17 protein-coding genes are annotated in these 15,349 nt (G+C 56.9%); 15 read left to right on the top strand and 2 right to left on the bottom strand.

The features are described from left to right. Positions 1-114: 114 nt before the first annotated feature. On the top strand, positions 115-651 hold the full coding sequence (locus tag ACO6BQ_RS03590; protein WP_489119553.1) for a PBECR4 domain-containing protein: 537 nt from the start codon (positions 115-117) through the stop codon (positions 649-651). 165 nt (positions 652-816) lie between these two features. On the opposite strand, the gene ACO6BQ_RS03585 is transcribed toward ACO6BQ_RS03590, so the two are convergent. Further along, a complete protein-coding gene (locus ACO6BQ_RS03585; protein WP_489119552.1) occupies positions 817-1,314 on the bottom strand; it encodes a pyridoxamine 5'-phosphate oxidase family protein in 498 nt (165 codons plus the stop codon). A 24-nt stretch (positions 1,315-1,338) separates the two neighbouring features. After that, complete coding sequence (locus ACO6BQ_RS03580) at positions 1,339-1,797, bottom strand: low molecular weight protein-tyrosine-phosphatase (protein ID WP_489119551.1); 459 nt, start codon at positions 1,795-1,797, stop codon at positions 1,339-1,341. Between the two features lie 178 nt (positions 1,798-1,975). Here ACO6BQ_RS03580 and ACO6BQ_RS03575 point away from each other — a divergent pair, with 178 nt between their 5' ends. The 14 genes from ACO6BQ_RS03575 to rplB all read left to right on the top strand — a co-directional run bounded on the left by ACO6BQ_RS03575 (position 1,976) and on the right by rplB (position 15,214). Then, on the top strand, positions 1,976-3,631 hold the full coding sequence (locus ACO6BQ_RS03575; RefSeq protein WP_489119550.1) for a ShlB/FhaC/HecB family hemolysin secretion/activation protein: 1,656 nt from the start codon (positions 1,976-1,978) through the stop codon (positions 3,629-3,631). A gap of 41 nt (positions 3,632-3,672) precedes the next feature. Then, on the top strand, positions 3,673-4,332 hold the full coding sequence (trmB, locus tag ACO6BQ_RS03570) for a tRNA (guanosine(46)-N7)-methyltransferase TrmB (protein ID WP_489119549.1): 660 nt from the start codon (positions 3,673-3,675) through the stop codon (positions 4,330-4,332). Then, positions 4,332-5,513, top strand: coding sequence for an FtsW/RodA/SpoVE family cell cycle protein (locus ACO6BQ_RS03565; protein ID WP_489119548.1), 1,182 nt, complete (start codon positions 4,332-4,334; stop codon positions 5,511-5,513). The genes trmB and ACO6BQ_RS03565 overlap by 1 nt, the downstream gene beginning before the upstream one ends. Positions 5,514-5,575: 62 nt before the next feature. Next, a complete protein-coding gene (locus ACO6BQ_RS03560) occupies positions 5,576-7,591 on the top strand; it encodes an LTA synthase family protein (RefSeq protein WP_489119547.1) in 2,016 nt (671 codons plus the stop codon). A gap of 155 nt (positions 7,592-7,746) precedes the next feature. After that, positions 7,747-7,992, top strand: coding sequence for a ribosomal L7Ae/L30e/S12e/Gadd45 family protein (locus tag ACO6BQ_RS03555; RefSeq protein WP_489119546.1), 246 nt, complete (start codon positions 7,747-7,749; stop codon positions 7,990-7,992). Positions 7,993-8,056: 64 nt separating this feature from the next. After that, positions 8,057-8,434, top strand: a complete 378-nt coding sequence (rpsL, locus tag ACO6BQ_RS03550) for a 30S ribosomal protein S12 (protein WP_006692922.1) — start codon at positions 8,057-8,059, stop codon at positions 8,432-8,434. A 27-nt stretch (positions 8,435-8,461) separates the two neighbouring features. Continuing rightward, positions 8,462-8,932 carry a 30S ribosomal protein S7 gene (gene rpsG / locus ACO6BQ_RS03545; RefSeq protein ID WP_006692921.1) on the top strand — a complete coding sequence of 157 codons (471 nt, stop codon included), beginning with the start codon at positions 8,462-8,464 and terminating at the stop codon, positions 8,930-8,932. A 31-nt stretch (positions 8,933-8,963) separates the two neighbouring features. Then, positions 8,964-11,042: an elongation factor G gene (fusA, locus tag ACO6BQ_RS03540; RefSeq protein WP_489119545.1), complete on the top strand. Its 2,079-nt coding sequence runs from the start codon at positions 8,964-8,966 to the stop codon at positions 11,040-11,042. A 15-nt stretch (positions 11,043-11,057) separates the two neighbouring features. Next, positions 11,058-12,245: an elongation factor Tu gene (gene tuf / locus ACO6BQ_RS03535; protein ID WP_489119544.1), complete on the top strand. Its 1,188-nt coding sequence runs from the start codon at positions 11,058-11,060 to the stop codon at positions 12,243-12,245. Between the two features lie 217 nt (positions 12,246-12,462). Beyond that, positions 12,463-12,774 carry a 30S ribosomal protein S10 gene (gene rpsJ / locus ACO6BQ_RS03530; protein WP_006695835.1) on the top strand — a complete coding sequence of 104 codons (312 nt, stop codon included), beginning with the start codon at positions 12,463-12,465 and terminating at the stop codon, positions 12,772-12,774. A 15-nt stretch (positions 12,775-12,789) separates the two neighbouring features. After that, positions 12,790-13,443 carry a 50S ribosomal protein L3 gene (rplC, locus tag ACO6BQ_RS03525; protein ID WP_489119543.1) on the top strand — a complete coding sequence of 218 codons (654 nt, stop codon included), beginning with the start codon at positions 12,790-12,792 and terminating at the stop codon, positions 13,441-13,443. 18 nt (positions 13,444-13,461) lie between these two features. Continuing rightward, positions 13,462-14,085 carry a 50S ribosomal protein L4 gene (gene rplD, locus ACO6BQ_RS03520; protein WP_489119542.1) on the top strand — a complete coding sequence of 208 codons (624 nt, stop codon included), beginning with the start codon at positions 13,462-13,464 and terminating at the stop codon, positions 14,083-14,085. Beyond that, entirely contained in the window at positions 14,085-14,366 is a 282-nt protein-coding gene (gene rplW, locus ACO6BQ_RS03515) for a 50S ribosomal protein L23 (protein ID WP_006692916.1), read from the top strand. The genes rplD and rplW overlap by 1 nt, the downstream gene beginning before the upstream one ends. A gap of 20 nt (positions 14,367-14,386) precedes the next feature. Beyond that, positions 14,387-15,214, top strand: coding sequence for a 50S ribosomal protein L2 (rplB, locus tag ACO6BQ_RS03510; RefSeq protein WP_489119541.1), 828 nt, complete (start codon positions 14,387-14,389; stop codon positions 15,212-15,214). Positions 15,215-15,349: the final 135 nt, after the last annotated feature.

Here is a 15,349-nt window from a genome sequence, read left to right as displayed (position 1 = left end):
ACATAAAACCTAGACATAAGGGCTAGGAAGCCGGGGAGCGGCGGTAAAATCGGTGTGATTGGGGTCATCCTTGGAGATGACCCCAATCTTTATGTGTATATGGTGGTTTTGTAAATGAAGAAATACAGCTGTGATGAAGCAATACAAATCTTGCATAGATCTGCGATTGCTTATCGGGAAAAACTTGCGGGGCGTGTTTTTATTGTTGTCTACAGAGATGAATCTGTAGAAGGTGGTACAGCATACAAACGCATTGTATTTTTGACGAGCAACTTTCAACATCTTACAGGTGTTCGATATACAGATAAAGCAGATGCAAAGGTGTTTTTTCAAATGTGCTGCAATAATAGACTGTCTCCCTCAAAATTACGGTTTAGCAAAGATGGTGTAACTCATTTGAAACTGGCGGTTCTTCCTTACCTAGCAGATGTTATGTATAACAGATTTTGGATTGGCACATCAATCAATAACGACATATACATCAATGCGGATTATTTTGTTGGAGATACAAAAAATCACTTGAGTTTGGGAATCCGCCATGCGAACAGGAAAGATGTTCCCGTGTCGTTAAAGAATCAATCTGTGCGGCATAATGTTGATAAAATAAGAGCGGTTTATGCCGTGTATTCTAGGGAATCGCTGATAAAATGAAGTCCGTCAGATTGGCGTAGATTTTTTCGTCCGAACAAGGAGGCAAACCGGACGCATAGCCAAAGCTATGTGGAGGATCGAGGGCACAGTGCGGGCAAAAAAGATGCGTCAAGATGGCGGTGCTGAATTTATCAGTGCTTCCCTAGGTCTGTGAGCAGAGAGAATTTATGATATTTTGAGGCTCTGGCGCGGGCTGAAGCCGGCGTCCTTGAGTGTGGAGTCGAGGTATTCAAGTGTTGTTGGTGTAATGAGGATGAGGGTGAGGCGGAGTTTTGCCATGTGTGCGGCGTTGATGCCGAGACTCTCGAGCCGCTCGGTATAGTCCGGATCGTCGGTGCCGATGACGGTGGCGATTCCCGCAACCTGTAGGCTCTTGGCACTGCCCGGCCCTTTGTACTCACCGCAGATGGCAAGTGCTGCGTGTTTGTTTTCCTTGAGCGCACGGAATTTCAGTCCGCCCTCGGAGAAGATGATAAATTTGCCCGCACGATATTTGTAGGTGAGCGGGGTGCAGCGGACGAAGTCCCCATCCGCTGTGGCGAGGGCGCAGGTGCTGCGTTCTTTGATGAATGTTTCGATTGCCGCATGAAGGTCATCTTTGGGCATTTTGACAGCGTTCCTGTCTTTCTCTGTCCAGAATGCGGCAGCTTCTTCGTAGTTCATATTTGTTCGTCTCCTGTGCAGGGGTCATTTATTTTCTGTCAGCGTCTGCAGCAGTGCGCGGCAGCCGGAGTCGACATCGCGGTAGGTGACATCGAAGTTGCCGGTGTACCACGGGTCTGCAACGTCGCGTTCCTCGCCGATGTAGGAGAGAAGGCGGCGGACTTTGCCGTCGGGATCGCCGCCCGTGAGTCGGTCGAGGTCACACATATTCTCGGTGTCCATGCCGATGATGATGTCGAATGCACCGTAATCGGCGGCGGTCATGAGTGTTGCACGCCGCTTGCTGAATGGGATGTTATGCGCGTGCAGGATTTCGCGTGTGCCACGATGGGTGTCGCTGCCGATCTCGTCGCGGTGGAGTGCCTTGGACTCCACAAGGATGTTGTCGGAAAGCCCTGCCTCACGCACGAGGTGTTTCATGACGAACTCCGCCATGGGCGAGCGGCAGATGTTGCCGTGGCAGACGAATAGTATTTTCTTCATTTCAAATGCTCCTGTCTGTATGCTGTTCCTTTCGAAAGTCTACCGCAAATGTGCGTGGATTGCAACTCCTGCGCGTTCTCTTCTCTTGTCTTTTCGCATTGAAAATGCTAGAATGTAGACGAAATAGTGTCAGTGTTATAGGGGTTGAGATACGATCGTGCGTGATGGGATGAATCATATGAAAAAAAGCATTGTTCTGCGTGCGGGTCTTGCTGCGTGCATTTGTGCGGGTTTTGCGTGCACAGGGACGGAGGGGGATGCTGCGCCCTCTCTTGCACTTCCGGGGGCGGATATTGCGGGGGAGCAGCCGCGCTCCGAGATCGGGGTGGAGAATCAGACCCCGCGCTATCAGCAGGCGGGAGACGATGCAGCGTTTACGATTGAGAACTTTATTCTGGAGGCTCCCGACCTTGTGCTGGATAAGGCGGAGCTGACGCGCATTCTCGAGGAGGGAATGGGCGAGCATCGGACGATGACGCAGCTGCGCAGCACGGTGGATGCGCTGACTTCGTACTGCCGCACGCACGGCTATCCTGCTGCTGCGGTGTATCTGCCGCCGCAGGAGAGTGCGGACGGTGTTGTTGTGCTGCGTGTGCTGCCGGGTCGCTATGGGGAGATTGCGATCGAGAATAACAGCCGTCTGAAGACGCCGGTTGCGCGTCGGATTATTGCGGGGCTGAAGGCGGGCGATGTCATCACGACATCTCGTCTGGAGACGGCGCTCTACTCGGTGTCGGATGTGACGGGGGCGCGTGCGGTTGGTGTACTGAGCCCCGGTCGGGAGTTCGGCACGAGTAAGCTGACGGTGCGCATTGAGGACGCGAAGGCATCGAATACGGTGTTCTATGTGGAGAACTACGGCAGCCCGTCGACGGGACGTTATCGCTACGGGCTGCAGGAGACGCTCTATGATTCCTCGGGCGCGGGGGATAAGGTAAGTCTCGGTACGCTCATCTCGAACGGGAGTCTGCGTAATTTCTATGCGAATTATGAGATGGTGGTCGGGTGTGGCGGTACGACGCTTGGGCTTGGCATTTCGCGCATGAACTATAAGATCGGACAGGCGCTTTCGCCGCTTGGCGCGGAGGGGAACTCGCTGACGCTGACGCTCTTTGGGCAGACGCCGCTCTATCATTTGACGGAGCGCAGTCTTCTTTTCCGCTATGGTTATAACTATCGCGATTTGAACGATGATATCACGGTCTTTGATCTGCAGGGGAAGAAGCATACGCACAGCATTTATGCGGGGCTGGTCGGTATGCACCGCGTGCAGGGGCTGACGCTGAATTACAATGCGAATCTGACGGTCGGCAGGCTCGGCTTTGATTCGGAATACAGTCGTGTTCTAGGGGAACTCAACCGCACGACGGAGGGGACGTATGCAAAGATCGAGGCAGAGGCGACTGCGGTGCAGAAACTCGGTCACGCGACAGATTTTCTCGTGAAGGTGGCGGGGCAGAAGGCGAGCCGCAATCTCGACAGCTCGGAGGAGTTCTACCTCGGCGGCCCGAATGGGGTGCGTGCCTATGCACAGGGTGAGGGCACGGGCGATGAGGGGCTGCTCGGCACGGCGGAGCTGCGCTGGCATACACCGCTGCGCGGGCTGACATTCAGTACGTTCTACGATATGGGAACGGTGCGCGTGAGCAAGGGGTACGATCTGAAGAACAACCATGTGACACTGCGCGGCTGGGGCATCGGTGCTGCGTACAGCAACCCGGGCGACTGGTTTGCGCGCGTGGACTATGCGCGGCGCATCGGTCTGGATTCGTCGGTGTCGGCGAAAAATAATGCATCGGGACGGGTCTGGTTCATGGCGGGGAAGATCTGGTAATATGTCTGCATTTGTGATGTGGGGCTGAACAGGAAAGGGCTATGAGACTGAGACGAAAGCCGTGGATTGACACGGCGATTCTGGACTATGCGGATTTTGTGACGCCGCTCGGCGGCGATTGGAAAGCGTTTGCGGGGGCGTGGACGGAGACGTTCGGACGCAAGGCTTCGCTTCATGTGGAGATTGGCGTCGGCAAGGGCGATTTTCTGACGGAGCTTGCGGCACGCAATCCCGATGTGAACTATGTCGGGCTCGAGGCGCAGCAGGGGGTACTCTACTTTGCGGCGCGTAAGGCGGCGGAGCGTGGTCTATCGAATGTTCGTCTGCTGGTTTTTGATGCGGCGCATCTGACGGAGCTGTTCGCTCCCGCTGAGGTGGGGCGCATCTATCTGAATTTCTCTGACCCGTGGCCGAAGGCACGTCATGCGAAGCGGCGGCTGACGAGTGAGCTTTTTCTCGCACGGTATGCCGCCGTGCTGCAGGCGGACGGGGAGATTCATTTCAAGACGGACAATAGGGGGCTGTTCGACTACTCGCTTGAGACGATGGAGCGCGAGGGGTGGCAGCTCTCGCGTGTGACGCATGACCTTCACGCGCTTGGAGAGCCCGACAACATTATGACGGAGTACGAGCGCAAGTTCAGTGCACGCGGGGCGAAGATCGGGCGCGTCGTGGCACGCCGCCCATCGGAGCAGGGCTGATGCGTACGCGCTACACGCTCTTTAAGAGTGAGACGGAGCCGATCGTTATCATCATGGCGATTCTGCTCGTGACGGGGACGATCAATGTGTTCAGTTCGAGCTATGTGCTCGCGGCGATGAACTTCGAGAATCCGTATTACTTCCTCCAGCGGCATCTCCAATGGCTTCTGATCGGCATTGTCGCCTGTTGGATTTGCCGTAAGATCAACTATCAGCGGCTGCGCTGGCTCATGTTCATTGGGCTGGGGATCAATCTTTTCCTGCTCGTGGCAGTTCTGTTTGTGGGGACAACGATCAATGGGGCGCAGCGATGGATTGCACTCGGGCCTCTGAGTTTTCAACCGGCGGAGTTTGCAAAGCTGATGGCTGTGCTGATGGGGGCGTTCTCGATCTCGGCGGTGATTGGCAAAGAGCGTTTTCATATGGAACGTGACTGGCCGCGTGTCGTTATTCCGTTCGGGGCGATTCTCCTGATGGCGTTTCTCGTCTATCGTGAGCCGGATTTTGGAACGGCGTGCATTGTGTTCGGCGTTCCGCTCCTGATGGCACTCGTCCTTCTCGTTCGCCCGCGTTACTGGTTGTGGATTGTGCCGCTCACGCTGGTGACGGCGTTTGCGATTGGGATGCTGCAGCCGTACCGCATGAAGCGCATCGAGGTCTGGTTTGATCCGTGGTCGGATGCGCGCAACGCGGGCTACCAGATGGTGCAGTCGCTCTCGACGATCGGCTCGGGCGGGATCTTCGGCATGGGCTTCGGTGACGGTGTGAGCAAGTATGAGTATCTGCCGGAGGCACACACGGACTTTGCGTTTGCGATCTTCAGTCAGGAGCACGGCTTTTTCGGCGTTATACTGATCTTCTTTCTGCTCGCGGTGCTGCTCATCACCTGTATGCGTGTAGCGGTGCGGGCAAAGGATACGTTCGGACAGGTGCTCGCGCTTGGCATCATCTTTCTCGTGCTTGGGCAGGCACTTGCGAATCTCGCGATGGTGGCGGGGCTGCTCCCCGTGGTCGGCGTGCCGCTGCCGTTCATCAGCTACGGAGGGTCGTCGCTGATTGTGACGATGGCGGGGATGGGGATGCTGCTCGGCATTGCGGACCGCAGCTACGAGCAGCCGCCGGAGAAGAAAAATACGGAGCCGCCGGAGAAACGGCGCGAGAGTATTCATGTAGTACGATGATGGGGGGATTTGCATGAGAAACAATTCCATGCAGATCCCTCTCTTGTTTGTGAGGTTGTTTGATGTTCAGTGATTTCTTTCTCGGAATGCAGCAGGATTTCAAGATTTTCCTTCTGCCGCCGCTGATCTGTGCTGTGTTTCGTCTCATCTTTATCCTCGTCTACCGGCCAAAGAAGTCGCCGTGTGGTGCGTGGGGGAAGTGGATTTCCTGTTTTCGTTACGGATTCTGGTGGGGGATGGACTTCAACGCGTATGCGTTTTTGATTCCTCTTGTTCTCGTCTCGATACCTGCGGCGTTCCTTCCCACATACTTTGCCGTTAGTGATGCCGTGCGTCTGTCGCTGCTCCTTATCTATGCAGCGGTGCTCTATACGGCGTTTATCGGTAAGATGATTTTCTATGCGCATTTTCACGATACGTTCAATCAGACGCTCTGGCTCGGGAAAAATGCAGACAAGCGCAACTTCGCCGATATCTTCTTTCACCAGAATCATGGTGTATGGCTGCTGCTCGGGTATCTGCCCTATCTCGCGCTCTGCTATGCAGCAGGGAATGCTCTGCTTTCCCTGCCGTCCGTGTCCTATCCCACGCTGACGGATGGGGCGGGACAGTATGCGGTCAATACGTTGGTGTTTATCGCCGCTATTGTGCTCTTTTACTGGCTGCGCTATGGTGGGACGCTGCGCCATCGGAAAAAGCCCGAGTGGGATGAGGTGCCTGCTGCTGTCAAGGAGGATGCGGTACTCGGCAAGGCGGCGATCGATGATCTCATCGCGCTCAAGATGGTGTGGAAACGTCCTGTGCGGGAGTGCCTGAATCATACCGATGCAGAGAGCCGTGCGATTATGACAGCGATCATGCCGACATCCTTCGCGGGGGCTCCACTGGAAGTGTTTCGGCGAACGGCGCAGGGGGCGCGCATCACGCCGCCGCGTCATATTTTCTTTCTGCTGGCGGAGAGTTACGGGCAGGTTTTTTTCGATGAGCCGTACGCGGCACTGAATCTCATGGAGGCGGGGGCGCGTTTTCGTGCCGAAAAACATACGGTCAGTATCAACAATTTTCTTTCGGGCGGGATGATCTCGCAGCCGTCTATTGTCAGTCTGCTTCTCGGTATCTATGACGCGGATATGGAGTTGAACGAGAATGTGATCTTTTGGGATCATACGTTGCCCACTGCGTTGCCGCGCCAGCTCAAGGAACTTGGATACCGTACGTCCTTCTGGTACGGCGGCGGACTGAACTGGGGCAGTCTCGTCCACTTTGTGCCTGCGCTCGGGTTTGATGCGGCACACGGCGGCATGGATATCTGTGGGGAAGATGCGCCGCGTACGTGGCTCGGTGTCTACGATCATATCTTTCTGGACGAAGCGGCGCGGCGCATTCGCACAGAGGGGGATGATGTGCCATCCTTTCATTTCCTCTATACGACCTCGAACCATGGCCCCTACCGTATCCCGTTTGAGGAGTGCGGCTTTGATGCAGCACGTCTGAATCCCCAAATGGGTGCTGCGCTGCGCAAAAACTCGCTGAAGTATCGCGGGCTTGGTTGTGCGTGGTATGCGGACTGGGCACTCTGCCGTTTCATCACACAGATGCGGGAAGCGTTTCCGGACAGCCTCTTTATCGTGACGGGAGATCACATGGGCGGTGAGGCTCCGCTTATTCGGGGGCTGGCAGCGCGGGAGGAGATGCTGCTGCGTGAACGCATTCTCACGTCGTTTTCGATGCACCATGCGGAGCTGACGGCAGCCCATCTCGCACACAATGTGATTGGTGGACACCTCAACATCTTGCCGACACTTATTGAACTTATTGCACCGCAGGGATTCCCCTACTATGCTGTCGAAAAGCCGCTGACAGAGCCGATTGATTGTGTTGTGACACCATATGCGTGGCTCACGCGTGAGGAGATTGGCTACTATCGTGAGCGTGCCGCGCAGGAGCTGGCTGTGACGGCGGGGCAGCTGCCGTGGCACTTCGATACGGAGCGGTTCACGGCGGAGCGCGATGCGTACTGTGAGTTGACGGCGTACTATGTGCGTCATCCGGAGTTGTTGATGAAGAAGAATGGCTGATGGAACGAACAAAAATTCCGTATTTTCAATAAAACCACCCAAAAGAAAAGAAAGATACGCTAGGAGGGGTGTAAATAGAAAACTTTGTAAAATATGCGTTGACAAGCGTTTTGACGGATGATATTATGTGACAGTCCCCTTTTTGGAGGTGCACTATGTCTTTGGAAAAGTTGCGTACAGCGCGCACGGTCGCCGGCATTCATCAGGTGTGCAAGGCGGTGCGAAGCGGTACGGTGGAGATGGTGTTCATCGCCTCGGATGTCGATGGGCGTGTGCTTGGAGCACTGCTTGCGGCATGCGGGGATGCGGGGATTACCCCTGACCGCTCGGCAACGAAAGCCGCGCTCGGCGCGGCGGTGCACCTCGATGTGGGTGCGGCGGCGGTCGCCAAACTACGGTAAAAACGCAGTTCTCTGCGTTTTCATACAAAAGAAATGATATGACGACAAAGGAAGGAGGTGCAGTATGCCAACGATCAATCAGCTCATTCGCAAGAGCCGGAAGAGCCTCGAGGAGAAATCGAAAGCACCAGCACTGAAGAACAGCCCGCAGAAGCGCGGCGTCTGCACGCGTGTCTATACGTCCACGCCGAAGAAGCCGAACTCTGCTCTTAGAAAGGTTGCTCGTGTTCGCCTGACGAACAGCATCGAAGTGACCGCATACATCCCCGGAATCGGGCACAATCTGCAGGAGCACAGCGTCGTCCTCATTCGCGGCGGCCGTGTGAAGGATCTGCCGGGTGTTCGTTACCACATCATTCGCGGTTCCCTCGATACCGCAGGGGTTCAGAACCGTGCACAGGGTCGCTCCAAGTACGGCGCGAAGCGTGCGAAGAAGAAGTAAGGAAGTATATCGTTAGGAGGTTGGGCTATGCCACGTAAGGGCCCCGTGCCGAAGCGGGATGTTCTGCCGGATCCGGTATATCATTCCAAGACGGTGACGAAGTTTATCAACAAGGTTATGCTCTCGGGCAAGAAGAGTGTCGCACAGCGCGTTGTGTACGATGCGTTTGATACGATTCGCGAGAAGACAGGGCAGGATCCGCTCGAGGTGTTCGAGACGGCTCTGCGCAATGTCATGCCTGTGCTCGAGGTCAAGGCACGCCGCGTCGGCGGTGCCAATTATCAGGTTCCGGTCGAGGTTCGTGCGGATCGCCGCATGACGCTCGGCATCCGTTGGCTTGTCGGCTATGCGCGTCTGCGCGGCGAGAAGACGATGGATGCACGTCTCTCGGCAGAGCTGATGGATGCTGCGAACAATACGGGCGCAGCGATCAAGAAGAAGGAAGATACGCACAAGATGGCGGAGGCCAACAAGGCATTCGCGCATTATCGCTGGTAATCTCCAGTAGTGTAAGGAGCGATAGGAAACAGTGGCAAGAGAATATTCCCTTGAAAAAACGCGGAATATCGGCATCATGGCACACATTGATGCCGGCAAGACGACGACCACCGAGCGCATTCTCTTCTACACGGGCGTAACGCACAAGATCGGCGAGGTTCATGAGGGCGCTGCCACCATGGACTGGATGGTTCAGGAACAGGAACGCGGCATTACGATTACGTCGGCGGCGACGACCTGCCACTGGAAGAACCATCGCATCAATATCATTGATACGCCTGGTCACGTTGATTTTACGGTCGAGGTAGAGCGCTCGCTGCGCGTGCTGGATGGCACGGTCGCAGTTCTGACCGCACGAGGCGGCGTCGAGCCGCAGACGGAGACGGTCTGGCGTCAGGCGGAACGTTACAATGTTCCGCGCATGGCGTATGTCAACAAGATGGACATTACGGGCGCGGACTTCTTCAACGTGATGAAGATGATGCGCGAGCGTCTTAATGCGAACCCGGTGGCGATTCAGCTGCCGATTGGCGCAGAGGATGAGTTCCGCGGCATCATCGACCTCGTGAAGATGAATGCCATCGTCTATGAGGACGATCTCGGCAAGGTGACCGATGAGGTCGAGATTCCCGAGGAATACAAGGCTCAGGCGGAAGAGTACCGCGAGAAGCTCGTTGAGGCGTGCGCTGAGGCGGACGATGACCTCATGGAGAAGTATCTCGGCGGCGAGGAGGTCACGGAGGAGGAGATCCGCCGTGCGATCCGCAAGGCGACGATCGCCTGCCAGATGACACCCGTCACCTGCGGCACGTCGTACCGCAACAAGGGTGTGCAGCCCCTGCTCGATGCAATCGTCGACTATATGCCGGCGCCGACGGACATCCCGCCGATTGCGGGTGTGAATCCCGATACGGGCGAGGCGGACAGCCGCCCCTCCTCGGACGATGCGCCGTTCTCGGCACTCGCGTTCAAGATCATGACGGATCCCTTCGTCGGCAAGCTTGCGTTCTTCCGCGTCTACTCGGGCACGCTGAACTCCGGTTCGTATGTGTTCAACGCGACGAAGGACAACAAGGAGCGCATCGGCCGCATTCTCCAGATGCACGCGAACAACCGCAAGGAGATCGACGTGGTCTACAGCGGCGATATCGCAGCGGCGGTCGGCCTCAAGAACACGACGACGGGCGACACACTCTGTGATGAGCAGAAGCCGATCATCCTTGAGTCGATGGTGTTCCCCGATCCGGTTATCTCCGTTGCGGTTGAGCCTGCGACGAAGAACGATCAGGAGAAGATGGGTATCGCCCTCCAGAAGCTCGCAGAGGAGGATCCGACGTTCCGCGTTCATACGGACGCCGAGACGGGCCAGGTCATCATCTCGGGCATGGGCGAGCTGCATCTGCAGATCATCGTCGACCGTATGCTCCGCGAGTTCAAGGTCGACTGCAAGGTTGGCGAGCCGCAGGTGGCATACCGCGAGACGATCCGCAAGTCGGTCAAGGCGGAGGGCAAGTTTGTTCGTCAGTCCGGCGGTCATGGCCAGTACGGTCACTGCTGGCTCGAGCTCGTTCCGCAGGATGCGGGCGAGGGCTTTACCTTCGAGAACAAGGTCGTTGGCGGCGTGATTCCGAAGGAATTCATCAACCCGATCGAGGCAGGTGTCAAGCAGGCGATGGAGGGCGGCGTTGTCGCCGGCTATCCGATGGTCGACATCAAGGTCATCGTTTACGACGGTTCGTTCCATGAGGTCGACTCGTCCGAGGCGGCGTTCAAGGTGGCAGGCTCAATGGCATTCAAGGCAGGTGCCGAGAAGGCAAGCCCGGTTCTCCTCGAGCCGTACGTCAAGGTCGAGGTTACGGTGCCCGAGGAATACATGGGCGACGTGATCGGCGATCTGAACTCGCGTCGCGGACGCATCGACGGTATGGAGCCGCGCAACGGCGTGCAGGTCATCAACGCGTTCGTTCCGCTCTCGGAGATGTTCGGGTACTCGACGGATCTCCGTTCCAAAACTCAGGGCCGCGGGAACTACTCGATGGAAGTTTCCTTCTACGACGAAGTTCCTAAGAATATAGCTGACGCTGTAGTCGCCAAGAACAAAGGCGAATAAGGAGGCAATTTTAGAATGGCAAAGGAAAAGTTTAACCGCAGCAAGCCCCATGTCAACATCGGCACGATCGGTCACGTTGACCACGGCAAGACGACGCTGACGGCTGCGATCACGAAGGTTCTCTCCGAGAAGGGCTATGCGAAGTTCGAGGACTATGCGGACATCGACAAGGCACCGGAGGAGCGCGAGCGCGGCATCACGATCAACACGGCACACGTTGAGTATGAGACGGACAACCGTCACTATGCACACGTCGACTGCCCGGGCCACGCGGACTATGTCAAGAACATGATCACGGGTGCGGCACAGATGGACGGCGCGATCCTCGTTGTCTCCGCTGCGGACGGTCCGATGCCCCAGACGCGTGAGCACATCCTGCTCGCTCGCCAGGTCGGCGTGCCGGCTCTCGTCGTGTTCCTCAACAAGGTTGACCAGGTCGACGATGAGGAACTCCTCGAGCTCGTCGAGATGGAAGTGCGCGAGCTGCTCTCGCAGTACGAGTTCCCCGGCGATGACATCCCCTTTGTTGCAGGTTCCGCACTCAAGGCTCTTGAGGGCGACGATGCGATGAAGGCGAAGATCCTCGAGCTCATGGATGAGGTCGACAAGTACATCCCGACGCCGACGCGTGACACGGACAAGCCGTTCCTCATGCCGGTTGAGGACGTGTTCACGATCACGGGCCGCGGTACGGTTGCTACGGGTCGTGTGGAGCGCGGCGAGCTGAAGCTGAACGATACGGTTGAGATCGTCGGTCTTCAGGAAGAGGCACGCAGCACGGTTGTTACGGGCATTGAGATGTTCCGCAAGCTGCTTGACAGCGCGGTTGCAGGCGACAACATCGGCGCACTGCTCCGTGGCGTGGATCGTAAGGACATCGAGCGCGGTCAGGTTCTCGCGAAGCCCGGCTCCATCAAGCCGCACACGAAGTTCAAGGCGCAGGTCTACGTCCTGACGAAGGATGAGGGCGGCCGTCATACGCCGTTCTTCACGAACTATCGTCCCCAGTTCTACTTCCGTACGACGGACGTGACGGGCGTTGTCCGTCTCCCCGAGGGCACGGAGATGGTTATGCCCGGCGATAACGTCGAGATGGAAGTCGAACTCATCACCCCGATCGCGATCGAGCAGGGTCTCCGCTTCGCTATCCGCGAGGGCGGCCACACGGTCGGCGCGGGTCGTGTTACGGCGATTGAAGGCTAATTTATTAGTCTCTTGATATTCCCTAGGGAGAGGAGCGGCGCTCGCGTCGCTCCTTTTCGGGGGATATGATAAAACTTCTTTTTCATCTTTTGGAATCATACGACAGACGACGTACTCCATGCGATGACATGGCAGATGGCTATGCCCCGTGGGGGCAGAGGGAACTGCCGTGGAGAAATGTTTGGGGCGAGACCCCGGACGAAGGAGGAAAACTACTTTGGCGAAACAGCAGAAAATCAGAATTCGTTTGAAGGCCTACGACCACAAGGCACTTGACCAGAGTGCGGCGAAGATCGTCGACACGGCAAAGAAGACGGGCGCAATGGTCTCGGGTCCCATTCCACTTCCGACGGAGAAGAATGTCTACACGATTCTCCGTTCTCCGCACGTCAACAAGGACTCACGCGAGCAGTTTGAGATGCGCACGCACAAGCGCCTCATCGACATCCTGCAGCCGACGAACAAGACGGTCGATTCGCTCATGCGTCTCGATCTGCCTGCCGGCGTTGACATCGAGATTAAACTCTAATAGGAGGTGGAAGCCTTGGCTAAGACTATTTTAGGAAGAAAACTGGGCATGACCCAGATCTTCACAGAGGAAGGCCGCGTCGTTCCCGTGACGGTCGTTGAGTCCGGCAACAACTTCGTGCTCCGGAACAAGACCGACGAGACGGACGGCTATAACGCTGTGCAGCTCGGGTTTGGCGATATCAAGGAGAAGAACGTCACGAAGCCGCTCAAGGGTCAGTTTGAGAAGGCGGGCGTGAAGGCGGTGCGTTTCATTCGTGAGATGCGTCTTGCTGCTCCTTCCGAATACAATGTTGGTGATACGATCGGCGTCGACATCTTCGCTGCGGGCGATCTTGTCGATGTGGTCGGCACGTCCAAGGGCAAGGGTTTTGCGGGCGGCATCAAGCGTCACAACTTTGCGCGCGGCCCGATGGGGCACGGCTCGAAGTCGCATCGCGAGCCGGGCTCGACGGGTGCGATGATCTCCGGTCCCGGCGGACGCGTCCTCAAGGGCAAGAAGCTCCCCGGCCGTATGGGCGGCGAGCGTGTCACGGTGCAGCGTCTGACGATTGTCCGCGTGGACAGTGACCGCAACCTCATCCTTATCAAGGGCGCGATTCCGGGCCCGAAGAAGGGATTTGTCGTGATCAAAGATACCGTTAAGCCTGCAAAGGCAGCGAAAGAATAAGGAAGGGGGAATCGCAGCATGGCGAATGTAGCAGTATATGATATGTCGCACAACCAGGTTGGCGAGATCAGCCTGAACGACGAGTTCTTCAATGTCGACATGAACGCCGGCCTCCTTCATCAGGCGGTTGTCCTCCAGCTCGCATCGCAGCGTCTCGGCACACATGCCACGAAGACGCGCGGTCTTGTGCGCGGCGGTGGACGAAAGCCCTGGCGTCAGAAGGGTACGGGTCGTGCCCGCGCAGGTTCGACGCGCAGCCCGCTGTGGGTTGGCGGCGGTACGGTCTTTGGCCCGCATCCGCGCAAGTACGGCTTTACGATGCCGCGCAAGCAGCGTCGTCTGGCCTTGAGGTGTGCGCTTTCGGACAAGGTTCGTACGGGCGATTTCATCGTCCTCGACCAGCTCGACTTCGAGGCACCGAAGACGAAGGCAGCCGTGAAGCTCCTGAGCGATTTCGGTGTGAATGCAAAGAGCCTCTTCATCACGGCGGACGAAGCCGTGAATGTGGAGCGTTCCACCAGCAATATTCCGGGTGTAAAAGCCATCACGGCACGTGGAATCAATGTCTATGACATTCTCCATCACGACAAGCTCTTCATTACGAAGGATGCCATCACCCGTATCGAGGAGGTATTCGCATAATGGACGCACGTGATATTCTCGTACGCCCGCTCATCACGGAGCGGACGACGCAGCTCATGGCTGAAGGCAAATACGTCTTCGTTGTTGCAAAGGCTGCAAACAAGATCGAGATTGCAAAGGCGGTCTCGGAGATCTTCAAGGTGAAGGTCGCAAAGGTCAACACGGTCAACGTCATCGGCAAGACAAAGCGCATGGGCCGCACGCAGGGCAAGCGCCCGGACTACAAGAAGGCCATCGTGAAACTCGCGCCGGGCGAGAGCATCGAGTTCTTTGAAGGCTGAGACGAAAGGGAGGTACGAACGTGGCAGTAAAGAGTTTTAAGCCGTATTCTGCCGGCAGACGCTTCATGACGGTCTCTTCCTTCGATGAGATCACAACGGACAAGCCGGAGAAGTCCCTCACCGTCCGCCTGACGAAATCGGGTGGGCGCAACCAGCAGGGCAAACTGACTGTGCGCCATCGTGGCGGCGGTCACAAGCGGCTCTATCGCATCATCGACTTCAAGCGCACGAAGGACGGTATCCCCGCCCGCGTCGCGACGATTGAATACGATCCGAACCGCAGCGCACGCATTGCGCTGCTGAACTATGCAGATGGCGAGAAGCGCTACATCCTCGCACCGAACGGCCTCAAGGTCGGCGATGTCGTGGAGTCGGGTGCCGAGGCGGACATCAAGCCGGGCAACGCGCTTCCGCTCAAGAATATCCCGCTCGGTACGGTCATCCATGCCGTCGAGATGAAGATCGGCAAGGGCGCACAGCTCGTCCGCAGTGCGGGCACGTCTGCACAGCTCATGGCAAAGGAAGGCGACTACGCACTCCTCCGTATGCCGTCCGGCGAGATTCGCCGCGTGCATGTGAGCTGCCGTGCGACGATCGGGCAGGTTGGCAACCTCGAGCATGAGAACATCACCATCGGTAAGGCAGGCCGCAGCCGCTGGCTCGGACGCCGTCCGGAGACGCGCGGTATTGCGATGAACCCGAATGACCATCCGCATGGTGGCGGCGAGGGCCGTTCGCCGGTCGGACGCAAGAGCCCGATGACGAAGTGGGGCAAGATTGCGATGGGCAAGAAGACGCGCCGCAAGAAGAAGGCATCGAATCGTCTCATTGTGCATCGTAGGAAGTAATAAGTAACTCATGAGGACAGCCCCTGCTTTTGGGGCATTCCTCTGAATTGCTGATTTAAGGAATCGCTGATAAAATGAAGTCGTCAGATTGGCGTAGATTTTTTCGTCCGAACAAGGAGGCAAACCGGACGCATA

Source organism: Centipeda sp. (in: firmicutes) (genome assembly GCF_057271695.1).
The sequence above is the reverse complement of the archived record's forward strand: the minus strand, read 5'-3'. Positions and strand labels throughout refer to the sequence as shown.